General features: G+C 58.3%; 7 protein-coding genes. All 7 read right to left on the reverse strand.

Going from position 1 to position 12,295, the window contains the following annotated elements:
* Positions 1-18 precede the first annotated feature (18 nt).
* On the reverse strand, positions 19-1,470 hold the full coding sequence (locus LT40_RS07595; RefSeq protein WP_162473366.1) for a formylglycine-generating enzyme family protein: 1,452 nt from the start codon (positions 1,468-1,470) through the stop codon (positions 19-21).
* 85 nt (positions 1,471-1,555) lie between these two features.
* Complete coding sequence (locus tag LT40_RS21805) at positions 1,556-2,779, reverse strand: ABC transporter permease (RefSeq protein ID WP_148308529.1); 1,224 nt, start codon at positions 2,777-2,779, stop codon at positions 1,556-1,558.
* The gene (locus tag LT40_RS07605) at positions 2,763-3,461 is read right to left on the reverse strand and encodes an ABC transporter ATP-binding protein (protein ID WP_043188421.1); all 699 of its coding nucleotides are present in this window, start codon (positions 3,459-3,461) and stop codon (positions 2,763-2,765) included. The genes LT40_RS21805 and LT40_RS07605 overlap by 17 nt, the downstream gene beginning before the upstream one ends.
* A 16-nt stretch (positions 3,462-3,477) precedes the next feature.
* On the reverse strand, positions 3,478-5,472 hold the full coding sequence (locus LT40_RS07610) for a vWA domain-containing protein (protein ID WP_043188425.1): 1,995 nt from the start codon (positions 5,470-5,472) through the stop codon (positions 3,478-3,480).
* Positions 5,469-6,506: a hypothetical protein gene (locus tag LT40_RS07615; RefSeq protein WP_043188428.1), complete on the reverse strand. Its 1,038-nt coding sequence runs from the start codon at positions 6,504-6,506 to the stop codon at positions 5,469-5,471. Before LT40_RS07615 ends, LT40_RS07610 begins: the two co-directional genes overlap by 4 nt.
* Before the next feature lie 3 nt (positions 6,507-6,509).
* Positions 6,510-9,224 (reverse strand): putative virulence factor, encoded by a 2,715-nt coding sequence (locus LT40_RS07620; RefSeq protein WP_043188431.1) that lies wholly within the window; start codon positions 9,222-9,224, stop codon positions 6,510-6,512.
* Positions 9,221-12,283 (reverse strand): virulence factor SrfB, encoded by a 3,063-nt coding sequence (locus LT40_RS07625; protein WP_043188433.1) that lies wholly within the window; start codon positions 12,281-12,283, stop codon positions 9,221-9,223. Before LT40_RS07625 ends, LT40_RS07620 begins: the two co-directional genes overlap by 4 nt.
* Positions 12,284-12,295 lie beyond the last annotated feature (12 nt).

Consider the following 12,295-nt stretch of genomic DNA (forward strand, 5'->3'; position numbering starts at 1 on the left):
TTGATGTGTGCTGATAGATTATTGCTTCACGGCTTTGCAGGCTGTTAGCCAGGCATCGGCATCGATTTTCTGTTTTTGCAGGAAGGTTTTCTGATTGCTCCAGTGGGCCTTCAGATAAGGCTTGAGCGCTTGCAGCTGCTTATTGCGATCCATGATTTCGTCCATGACCGGCACCTGTTTTTCCAGCAGCGGCTGGCCGTACAGAGACGCGGACTCCACCAGGCTGCTGGCATAATAGAGCCCGAGCTTGTGGACGCGGCTCTTCTGCTCGTCGAGCTTGGCTTTACGCATATCGCAAGTAGGATCTTTCTCGGAACCTTCACAATTGAGCGCGTAATTTTTCTGCGTGAAGTCCAAGTACTGGCCATCATCGAGCATCTTGGTGCACAGGAATGCGCCAAGATTCAGGCTGGCACGTATAGCCTGATCACGATTTTCCTCCTGTAGAAGATTCGTCGCACGTAACTGATTTTCCAGTGCCTGAAGTTTTTCCTTGAGCGCTTTGTCATCGACGCTGGAAGCCAAACTGTTGAGCGCTTGAACGGTGCCTTTACCTTCCCCTTGAGCCGGCTCCTCGCTGCCCGTACCGAGGGTTTTCCAGCTGCTTTCTATTGCTTTGACACGATCGCGAGAAGTCAGGGTTTGCGAAACCATGGCCAGTCTGAAACCTGTTGTCTTGCTTTTCATCTGGCCATCGGCGTTGTAGTACGGATCTTCCTGGCGCAACGAGGTGCGAATGTCGGCAGATGCGGTCAGGTAATTGCCGCCACGCACTACATAGCCGCCAGCCTGGCCGTGCTGACGATCCAGTTTGTTCAACCTGAACGGCTCGAACATCATCTCATCGGCATTGCCCAGCATGTCATGAAGGCCCAAAGGGTTTGGCTTGAGCAAACCTGTGAGCTGCAACTGACCATTCGATGATTGAGACCCGGCGAACCACTCGTAAGCATTCATGTTTTCGGGCATCGGGTAGCGAGTGTCACGAAATTCTGCGGCGCTGACATCGACGCCACCTCGGGCAGCGAACTCCCATTCTATTTCGGTGGGCAGGCGCAGGAAACCTGCCGAGCCGTCCTCTTTGGGTAACTTGTCTACTGCATTCTTGCGCAGCCAGAGGTTATATTTATCTGCTGCCTGCATCGCGTCGAGCCAGCTCACATTGACTTGCGGCAGGCGTAGCTTGTTGGAGGGTTCAGGGCACTTTTCATCCGTCAGCGCGCGGTATTGCAGCTGAGTCAGTTCGTACTTGGCCATCAAGTAGTAACGAGACTTGTCGGTTTTGGCACCGGTGAAACTGCCTGCGATGAACGCTGGGCGGGTCTGTTCCACGTAGCCATATTCAGCACCGTCCTGACCCACCTTGACCGGAAAGTCGTCCAGCGGTCCGGCAAGCGGGATATACGCCTTGCGAAACACCATAGCTCCCTCGCATGGCATGGGTAAAATGACGTCTTCGTTGTCCGGCATGGGGTTGAATTGCTTTTCTTCCCAGGAAACCGCTGAGGCGTCGAGCCAGGGAACCACTGTCAAAGGCAGCAGCAGGGCGATACGTCTAAAGTTCACGCAGACTCTCCGCAGGTTGAATGCCGATAGCGCGGACGGCACCGATGAGGGCGACCAAGACGGCCACCAGTAGGGACAGGAGCAATGCGGCAAAGCCGTGCCAAGGGGTAATATGGCAGGCGAAGGCCCCTGTGCTCTGACTGCTGCCGAGCACATGGTCGAACAATCGACTGCCCACCAGATAGAACGCCAGTCCGCCAATGTAGCCGATCAGGCTCAGCACGATGGCCTGCAGGACCACGAACCCGGCCACCGCCGGGCTGCTGAACCCCAGCAGACGCAGGACAGCCAGGCTTTTGCGCTTGCGGTCGATATTGGCCAGAAATGCGCCGACCAGCGAGGCAATACAGCCGGTCAGCGCGGCGGCTGCGATCACTCCGAAAATCAGACTTAGCACATGGTTGATGGCTTTAACGTTCTCGATGTCGGCCAGTCGGCTCGATGTCTGAATATTCTGCGCCATCAGCCAGTGCTCGAGCGCGGCTACGCTGTCGATATTTCGCGCATACACCCTTGCCCGCGCGTACAGCGGTTGCAGGTTGTCCAAAGGCTTACCGGATTCCAGGCCGAATGCCGGGACCCGATAACCGTCTCGAAAGTGCTCGAGCGACAGCAGCAGAGAAGGTGCGATGAAACCTGCCGCGCGACCGAAACGCGAGGCATCCAGGATTGCGACGACGTTGAGGTTGATTTCACCCAGCTCGCTGATGCCGTCCAGGCGGCGCGCTGCCCGTAGTCGAACACTGCTGCCGACCTCGGCCTGCAGGCGCTGTGCGGCGGACGCGCTGAGGATCAAATCATTACCCTGCAAGGCGCTGGCTGGCATGTTCAGCAGAGGGTCGCCAGCCTGAGTTGGCAGAATCTCTGCATTTTCGACAAAACGTTGCAGGCCGATCAGCAGGTCAGCCTGGGTGTTGAGCGAACGGGTCTGGCCAATGGCGAAACCTGTCTCGGGCACCTGTTGCAAGCGCGTGATCCAGGTGTCGTCGAAGCTGCCGCTGCTCAGCATTTTCACTTCCAGATTGCGCGGGTCGCGCAGGAGGTCATCCTGCAACTGGCTCACCACGCCGTGTTTGAGCCCGAACAAGAGCAGTAACGGTGCAATAACCGCGACCAGAGACGCTGCGATGCAGAGCGAAACCTTGCGGTCGTGCCATAAATCCTCGACCGCAAGCTTGCAGAGCAGCCGCAGCCGATCAATCCAGCGGTTCAAAACGCGTCTCTCCTGCATGGCTGACGGCGTCAATACGCCTGAGGCCGAAATCCCTGACCAGTGCCCAGTCATGGGACACCACCAAGGCGCTCAGGCCCAGTTCTGCTACCAGACTCAACAGCAGCTCGAACAAACGCTGGGCACTGTACGGGTCAAGCGCCGCAGTCGGCTCATCGGCCAATAGCAACTGTGGCTCATGCGCGATGGCCCGTACGCAGGCTACCCGCTGTCGCTCGCCGATGGATAGGGCATGTGGAAGTTTGTCCAGCAAAGCATCGAGTCGTAGCGCGGCGATTGCCCGTTCCACGTGAGTGCTGTCTGCATTCATGCCCAGCAGGCGGCGCGGCAGACTGATGTTGTCGCGCACTTTCAGAAACGGCAGCAGGCCGCCGCTTTGCAGAATGAAGCCCAGATCCCGAGAACGGACCTGTGTCAGGGCGGCCTGATCATCGGTTGCAAGCATTTGTCCGACGTCCAATCCATCGCGCCCAAGACGAAAGCGGCCCAGCTGCGAAGGCATTAACAGCAAGCCGATCGCTTCCAGCAAGGTACTTTTGCCGCAGCCGCTTTCTCCGGTGATAGCAAAGATTTCACCCTTGCCGATCTGCAGGCTGGGCAGGTGTACGCGGTGCGCTTGTGCGCCGTCTCCACGTTGCACAAGCAAATTTTGGATTTCGAGCATGGGCTGAACGGTCTCGCTACGGCATCATTTCAAGAGGCACGGGATAAACGTTATCTCTTGCATCGCTATCCTTGGCCAGCGCGACCCAACGGTCGACGTCGGCGTTGTAGCGCTGGTAGTGCCGAAGCTTGGTGCTTAAAGTACGGATAAATTTTTCCTGCGCGAGTCCGTCCCAGCTTTTCCATGTGTCCTCATCCAGATTGAGTACTTCACTGTGATAGGGCAGGTCTTCGAGGTATTCACCCAAAACGCCCAAGTCTGCGACTTTGGTGTTGTTGTTCTGCTTAAGCTGGTTGGGATCGGTGCCCATGGTCGCGGCCACTGATCGCAGCTTTTCGAACATGTCGGTGGGCGAAATCAGCCCTTCATTGGCGGCGTCCAGAATCTGCTTCATGACGTCGCTGAGGTCACTGAGCTGGGATTTGGTCAGCAATACGCGTACGTCGGTGGCGGGAATGTTCTGCTTGATCAGATCGCGGTCGGTGATCCATGCCTTGAACACCGGCGGCGCCTGGGATTGGTTCTTCTCACCCAGGTAGGCCAGCTGCATGGCGTAGCCTATAAGGGCGGCGTCTTCCAGCATCTTCTTGTCGTCAGGGTCTTGCTTGGCATTCGCCGCGCTGCCAATCGCCTCGTCGCCCATGTAGGCAGCTTTGACTTGCGAGGTAATGGCAGTCGCCAAAGAGTCCACTTTGCGCCCAAACTCTTGGACGTCGCCTGCGTTTACCGGGTAATACAGCGAGGTGTTGGTGCCAGGGTAGGTCGATAGATTACGGTATTGCGCTTCCGCCCGGGCATGATCCTTGATACCGGCCGGAGTCTTGAGGTGCAGCGTGTAAACGGCAACCCCGGGGTTGGCTGCCTCGAGGCGCACCTGATCTGCGCTCAGACCCGTATTGGAAAGTTTGTCGGTACCTTCTAGCGCGCCTGCATCTGTGATCAGTACCACATAGCGTGCACCGAACTGGCTCCAGTCCACTTTGTCGATGCTGTGCATGACGCCTGCGTAAGCGTCTTCATCGAACGCCCCGCTCGAGACCTTCGCCTGCTTAAGATCAGCAACCTTAGCCAAGAAATCTGCGCTGTCCTGCACTTTGTTAGGGTCTGCATACATTTTGCTTACGTATTCAAGGCCCGGAACCGCTTTGGTGCTGGAGCGGAACGCGACCAAACCAAATTTCACCTGCTTGCCGAGATTTTCTTTTTCGATCTGTTTATAGACTTTGCTAATGGCTTCACGAGTCCGGTCAATGTACGGATCCATCGAGATGGTGGAGTCGATGACAAATACCACAGCCGCGCTGAATTCCTTCAGCTGGCTCGGGGCAGGGGAGTTGGTAGTTCCCGTTGCGCCAGTAGCAGTTCCTGGACCAGCGCCAGCGGCCGCTGATTGTTCATCGGTCTTGCTGACGGAGGCAACGTTAAGGATGCGTGTGCGAAAACCCGCTTCGGTCATCACCTCCTCACCACTCAATACCGGCAGCAAGTAGAACTGCTTTTGCATATCGACGAAATATTCGGGTTCCTGCGCCAGTACGCCCGGCGCTTGCACGCCTTGTTTGAGCTTGGCACGCAAGGGCGCCACTTTACTCACCGGATCCGGCGCATCAAGTATGCCTTCCAGCGTTGGCCGCTCTTTGAAGAACAGAAGACGATCACGATTGGCCGGGTTGGTGAAGGCCAGGGTCAGTTGCATTTTCCATTCGACGGTACATGTCGAGGGAAGCCAGCCAACTGTTTTACCGAAGCTGTCAGCCCCGACCTTGAGCCACTGCGCATTAGCCGCCTGCGCTCGCTCGTAGACATAAAAACGGCTAAAGGTCGGTTGCACGATGCCATCGCTGGTACCCGCCGCAGCGCTTAGCTGACAGCCCGGCGTGGTCAGCACCCGTTGGAACAGGGTTTTCTTGCCCTCTTGAATCAGCGGTTTGTCGGCAGCATGGGCCCATGGGTCGATAGCGCATAGGGTCAACAGCGCTACGCTGCCCAGCGTACGTCGAAATCCACTCATGGCTTGAGTTCCTCGAAACGTTGCTTGGCATCTGCATTGTTCGGGTCAAGCCCCAGGATGGTCTCGTACCAATAGGCAGCGGTGGCTTTATCAGGCTCGGCGAAGCACTCGCTTGGCTGATGATATTTGGGGTCGTATTCGTGGGCGTAGGCCGTTGCGATCATCAGGTCGCCTGCCTGTGAACGGTTGGCATACAGCCGCTGTGCGACTCCGCAGTGCTTGCTCGCCTTTGCGGTCTCGATGATCTTCAGCAATTCGGCACTGGCTGGCGACTGCTTGATGCATGCCTGAACGAATGCCAGCTCAGGTTGGGTGTTCATGCTTTCCAGTGTGCACGCAGCGCCCGCCGTTGGAGTCCCGGGCTCGACAGCGGCTGCTGGCACTAAAGGCACGGGCGTATCGGCTTTTTTATGGAAGAAAAACCAGGCGCCTGCAGCCGCGAGTATCAATACCAGCAGACCAAGGATGATCGGCAGCAATTGGCTCTTCTTTGGCGGTACCGGCCCGGCAGCTCGCTCCAACGGTTCGCTATGAATCGGTTCGTGCTGCAGCTCGACTTCTGGTGCGTTGGATGCGTCGAGCCCTGGCACAGCAGAGATATCCAGCGGCTCGCCTGGCACCGTAGGGATAACCAGATCGGTGCCGCCGTAGATGCCTCGGGTTTGGCCACCGGCGCTGGATGCCAGCAATCCAATGCCGGGACGGATCACGCCACGGTCACTGAACCCTGGTCCCTGTTCGCGCAGCTCGATCTGGAAGTTGGAGTTGGCACCGCCTTCGAGCAACGGATCGACTACGTCGGGGCCGACCAGGGTTTCCAGCGATTCACCGCTGGCGCCTTCGCTGAAATGTGGCACCTTGAACCAGAATGGATTGCTGCTCCACTGCTTGTGTTCCTGCAGGTAAAACCTGTCCTGGTTGCGCTGGATGGAAAACTCCAGACGCTCGTGGACGCCTTGCCATTTCTTCACCGTCAGGCAGGCTTGTCCTGGCACGCCAGGTTCCAGGCCCAGTAGATCAACTCGAATCGGCATCGCTTATCTCGCTTTCAACGCGGCGAGCACGTGGCCCAGCCGTTCATTTTGTTCGGAAGTGATTTCCCGGCCTGCGCTGTGACCGGCATTGCCCAAGGTGAGCGCTGCCAGACCTGATAGCCAGTCGCCGACGAACAATTTGGCCTGGTTGGCTGGCTGCGCGGGCAGAATCGGCAGTCGGCCCTGCTCCACATCGGCATAAAATGCATAGAGGTGGTCTTTGCTGCCCACCAGACTTTTCGGACGCTGTGCCAGGGGCGTCTGAATAAAGCCGAACCACGACACGAAATCACCCAGCACCAGTTGAACCTCAAGGACCTGGCGTTCCACCAGTTGATCGCGGCGTGCCCCGCTCTGGGCGCGCTTCAATACGGCTTTGGCCAGTTGTCCTGGAACATCCTGTCGGTAAGCGGCAGTGATCAGTTCGTCGGCCACCGCTTCGATGATTGGTTTGGTCAGACCCAGCAGGTTCAGCAGGCTCTGCCGATTGGCCAATTCGCGCAGATGAGCGATCCAGGCGTTGAACACAGCCTTGGCGAAGCGGTGATCGGTGCCTTCCGATTCCGGTGCGACCGACGACGACTGTGGAGCGGCAGCCGTATCTTCCGGTGCATCGAAAGCGGCGCTGAAATCGGCGAAGTCGAACCCGCCACTGTTGCCGTAGAGGCTGGCCGGCGGGGTGTCGAGTGCGACGTTCTGGGTGATGGGTGCGCTGTGTTCCTCATAAATGCCGCTGAGATAAAGATCACGCACGCCGTCGCCAGGCAATTGCAGGTTGTCGATCAACTCGCCGACGATTGCCTGATTCCTGCCCACGTGTTGCAGGATCGACTGGGCCTGGCTGCGTTTTGCGGCCATGGCGCCGTGACCGTCGGATTGATACCAGCTGCTCAGGCCGTGAGTGGTGAGGTCTTCCAGGCACTCAGTCAGCTGGTCGCGAATGCGTGACAGCTTGAACTCGGTATTAGCGACATCCTTGAAGCTTTCGCTGAAGCGCTTGATGCCGCCATCGTTGATTTGCAGCAGCGCCGCCCACGCCTGCGCGGGCTGGTAGATGTGCTTGCCGACCAACGTATTTGCACTAAAGGTCTGACCCAGCAGATCGATGCGCTCACGGGAGCGTTCGAGGATGTGCAACTCGTCGCCCGTTTGGGCATGCAGCTCGATGAAGGGTGTTTCCATGCGCGGCTTGCGCACCAGATACGTATTCTGGAAGGGCATTCCAGCCCAGTCGGTCATCCAGGAGAAGCTGCCAAAGCGCTCGATCATGGTCAGCTTGACCATACCTTCCCAGCCCGCATCGAGCATATTTGCTGGCGTGTTCAGTGCGCCGGAGATACGTTTGTCGAGCATCGTCAGGGCCCAGATCAGGCCAATGCCGGAGCGCTTGCCGCGATCCTGAGCGTTCACGCCCTGGGTCTTCTCGATCCAGCGGGTCAGCACAGGGCCGACATCCGGCACGTCGCTCTGTTTGTCCGATGCAGTGCACACCACCAGGGCGTTCATTTCCTGGCAATCGGTGTAGCGCTCGAACAGGTAAGCGACTTTGCCGCGCAACAACAGTTGAGACACCACATTGTCGTCGGCGCCGGTCGAGTCCTTGAGTTCGCGCAGTTTCATCCGACCGCGATAACCTGGGAAGTCGAGCAAATCGACGGTGTTGACCACCGCATCCTTGGGCTCATTGATCAGGCAGAACGTCATCTCGGTCGTCAACGCAGCCAACTGCGCTACGGTGACCGACGCGCTGGCGCCCAGTTGTCCGTCGCGCTGAGGCCTGACGTCAATCGACAGGTCGGCGCTGGTGTCGAACCGGTTGAGTATATCGACGTTCATGATGCTGTCGGTCTGGCTGTACTCGCCGTACCCGTCACGACTGACCAATGCAGCAAGCGGCGCGAACACAGCATGTGGGTGACCCAGTTTGGCCAGGGCCGCGCTGAGTTTTTCGTACACGCGGGTCAACGCGGGCTGTTCGCCCCACAAGATCGAGAACAGCTCGGCACGCTGCTGAATGCTCAAGCGTGGTGCCAGCCGCAGCACATGCGGCCAGTACAGGTGCTGCAGTTTCTTCACCGAGCCTTTGAAGTTGTCGTTGAGGTAGTCCCACAGCGAAACCACGTTGTCGGCGCTGACACCAGGCACATCTACGGGGCTTTCCCGGCCTTCGACGGCCTTGAGGATCCGCTGGATGCGCGCTTCGTCGATTTCGTATTCGATCTGCTCAAGGTCGAAATCCTTGAACCACGCATTGGCCAGGATCTTGGCGATTTCAATCTCGCTGAACAGCTTGAGCTCTACCGGAAACGCCGGATCGGGGCTCGGCAACGCCGCGCGGCTGAAACGCGTGACCAGGCCGGTGGCCTCCTTGCCACCGCCCACCGGATTGATATGGGCGATGAAGTCCAGGGTCTCGGCACCGAAGCGCGTTTCCAATTTACCGCTCTCGCCAGCAGCCAACGCTGAAATCAGGTACGACTTGCCCGCCTGAGACAGACCGAAAAAGCCGATGGTCATGGGGGTACAGGCTACCCGCTCCAGATTGCGGGCTAGGTTGCGGGCGCGATGCAGACGCACGTTCAGGTTGTCCGCTTCACCGTCCAGACGCGGTGCATCAGGGCGCGTCTGCTCGATCCACTGCAACGCCTGGCCTGCACCGTGATGCACTGCAGCCCAGCTGGCCGCCAGCTCGGATTGTTGTTTGCTCAGGTCGCTCATTTGCGTTTCACACTTCCACTGTCGAGCCAATACTTGGTCTCGCTCAGGCCTGCGTCGAGCATGGTGTTGAGTTCCAGCTCCAGGTCGCTGCGCGGGTTGAAGTTGACGTTGTTGCTGTTGGATTCAATGCCCGCCACCGACAATCGGTCACTGACCAGCCCGTGCTTGCGGGTGTGCTTGTCGGGGGCTTTGACTTCGAACCGCACCTTGAGCAGAGGCGCCTGGTTGTCGGTCCCAACGGCCCTGGAAAACTTGTCGCGACCTGCCGCGGTGAAACGCAGTGTGTACAGCGGCGATGCAGACCAGCGCTCGGTGGCGAGCTGGCGAAAGCCCAGGCGCAGATCGCCACGCATTTCAAGCTGTGGACTGTCGGCGTCGTCACCGATGCCCACCAGTGGCAGTTGTATCTTGCCGTCCTGGGACTGAATATCGCGGTACAGCACATCGGCGTCTTTGATGACGTTGTTCAAGTCGATCACGCCAATATGCTTGACCGTCGAGTACGGCTTGAGCGCCGAAGACCGGAAATAGAAATTCGGCAGGCTGTGGTTGGCACATAGCAGGCACAGCATTGCCCCTACCGAAGCCGTACTTTTCGGATCGTCGATCAGGCCGCTCTTGTGAAACGGATACCAGCCGCCGGTCCGGTAGTTCTGCAGTGGCAAGATGCGTCCGGGAGGTAGCGGAAGCATTTTGCGTATGAACGCTTGCACACCAGGCAACCGCGACGGTCGACCGGTCAGCAGTAGCACGTCACAGGGATAGTGAAAAATCACTTCGCACAGCGCGCCAAGTGTTTTGGTGATGTTGATCTGTTCGTTGAGAAATGCCGCGTGCAGTTTCTGCAAGTCGAAGCTGATTGGCGCGTCGAACAGCTCGAATGGACTCTGTACACCGACTTCCCGGCGCACGGCACTGTGCACGTATTCAAGTACGGTCTGGCTAATAGCCGTCTCGCCTAAAAGCTCACGATAGCTATATACGCGAACCTCCAGCGGCGTTTCCGGATCGTACTGCTCGTATGCCTTGAGCAGCGCCAGGCCCAGGGGCGTGAAGACTTGCAGATTCAATTGCTGGCGCAGAATCATGTCTTGCGCGCTGACCGATTCATCGCCGCACAGACGTGACATCAACGAGCGAGGAGATTTAACCCCGGCGCTGAGCAGAGCCTTTTCGAAGCTGGGCAGCACGAAATCCTGGATCACATCGAGCAAGATATCGTCGCCTGCCACTTTGAAGCCGTCCCGAAAGCGCTGTTCCGGCACAATGTGGACATTGCTGCCGCTGCCCGAGCTACCGGCACGGTCCAGATGGTAGTCGGTTATCACCAGGTCGGTGGTGCCACCGCCGATGTCGATAGTGGCTACGGTAATGCGTTCGCGATCGGTTTTGTCTGGACGGGCGAGGGTGTCGAAAAACTCTTCAGGGTGTCCCGCAAAATTCTCGTTGATCTCGGTGTACAGGTACACGAGTTGACCGCACGACGCTTCGTCCCACTCTACGCGGACACTAGGTACCGGTGTGCGCGGAGGGGTGAGCTCATCGGTCTGCGGATCTTCTTCGCCGCTGTGCCAGCCCATGCTTTTCCAGACCAGACCAATGGCTTGTTGCACGCGCTCGTTGAGAATGCTGCGCTCTGCCTGAGGCATGCCTGGCGGCACGGTCAGGGTAATGCTGTTGAGCTGACGCGGCATACGGGTATTGCCTTGACGCGAACGCTGCGCGGGGCTGTTGATCTGCGACAGTGCCTGCGCAAGGACCTCGGCGAGCATGAACGTCATCAACGAACTGCGCGAGTAACGTGGCATGAACACCGGCAAGCGATCGTCTTCATCCAGCGTGTACAAGGCCTCGCCGGTTTCGTTGATCAGATGCGAAAACGGTGCGGCGGTGGCATAGGGCTCGTTGTCGGTCTTGATGTACGAGCAGTTGAAGCGCCAGCCATGGCCGTACGGATTTTCGTCCCAGAGGTAGCGTTTCGGGCTGGAAAGCCCGGTCGACCCTTCGGTTCCGCGGCGGCGACTGGCCAGGCGACTGGCTTCACTGCCCACACGGGCAATCGTTGCCCATTGGAACGCATCGTGGCGTCCGCTTTTGACCGAACAGTGGTCTTTGCCGAAGTACGCCTGAGAGAACTCGACGCGACTCTCGAACGGCTGGTTGTAGGTGTGCTCCGGCGTGATGAGGTCTCGCAGCTCAAGCACGTAATTCTGCTTGAGCCCGGAACCGGCCTGACCGTGGTTCTCGATCAGGATGCCGCAGGTACGCGAGTTGCCGACATCCAGCACCAGATCCACCTGGATCGGCTTGACCTGACCCCTGCTGTCGTTGGCGACCACTTTCAGCTCGGGAATCTCCACGCGGGCCTTGTTTTGGTGACGTGCATGCGTCGCGCTACCGAGCAGGCTCAGCACGTTCAGGTAATGCGCGAGGTGATGACCGGCGCGAATGTCGATGTCCAGTTCTTCGCGGGAGCGCTGCGTGTTGCCCTCGTTGAAGACCTCCAGCAGCCATTCGTTGACCCAACCCTGCGCCAGGAACCATCGCGTTTCGCGCGCTTTGGTTGCCAGCTTGAAAGAGACCCCGGAGCTAACGTCCTCTTCGTTCGGGGCCAGATAGGCGGTGCCGTCGCGTTTAGGCATCACGCGGCTGTCGAACGCCAGGGTCAGACGGTGACTGTGGCCGTCGATGTCGGGTGCCGGCAGCTTGACGACACGCATCCTGGCCCAGTTGGTAGGGCCTTCATCGAAGCGGTGTGGTTGCATGAAGCGAAAGAAAGGCAGCGGCAACCACAGACCGTTCAGCAATTCCAGACTGCTGCGCATGTCGATGCTGAACACCGGTTTGGTCTTCTCGATTCTCTCGGGTTCTGGTTCGTAGAAGAAAAAGTCCTTTTCTTCGTCGTAGACCAATCGACAGATGAGCCCGTCGGCCATTGGCGCGAATTCGCCGGCCTGCTCTTTGCGCACGTCGAGGCGCAACGCGAAATCCAGGAACTGAACACCCGTGTCGCTGACCAGTGAAACGGTATCTTCGAATTGTGTAACTTCAGGCAACATGTCAGTTCTTCC

It is taken from the genome of Pseudomonas rhizosphaerae, assembly GCF_000761155.1.
Lineage (GTDB): Bacteria > Pseudomonadota > Gammaproteobacteria > Pseudomonadales > Pseudomonadaceae > Aquipseudomonas > Aquipseudomonas rhizosphaerae.

What these genes read in the sequence shown, in the direction of transcription:
- LT40_RS07595 (WP_162473366.1), bottom strand. Translation starts at nt 1,470, where the DNA reads ATGCCGGACAACGAAGACGTCATTTTACCCATGCCATGCGAGGGAGCT.
- LT40_RS07605 (WP_043188421.1), bottom strand. Translation starts at nt 3,461, where the DNA reads ATGCTCGAAATCCAAAATTTGCTTGTGCAACGTGGAGACGGCGCACAA.
- LT40_RS07610 (WP_043188425.1), bottom strand. Translation starts at nt 5,472, where the DNA reads ATGAGTGGATTTCGACGTACGCTGGGCAGCGTAGCGCTGTTGACCCTA.
- LT40_RS07615 (WP_043188428.1), bottom strand. Translation starts at nt 6,506, where the DNA reads ATGCCGATTCGAGTTGATCTACTGGGCCTGGAACCTGGCGTGCCAGGA.
- LT40_RS07620 (WP_043188431.1), bottom strand. Translation starts at nt 9,224, where the DNA reads ATGAGCGACCTGAGCAAACAACAATCCGAGCTGGCGGCCAGCTGGGCT.
- LT40_RS07625 (WP_043188433.1), bottom strand. Translation starts at nt 12,283, where the DNA reads ATGTTGCCTGAAGTTACACAATTCGAAGATACCGTTTCACTGGTCAGC.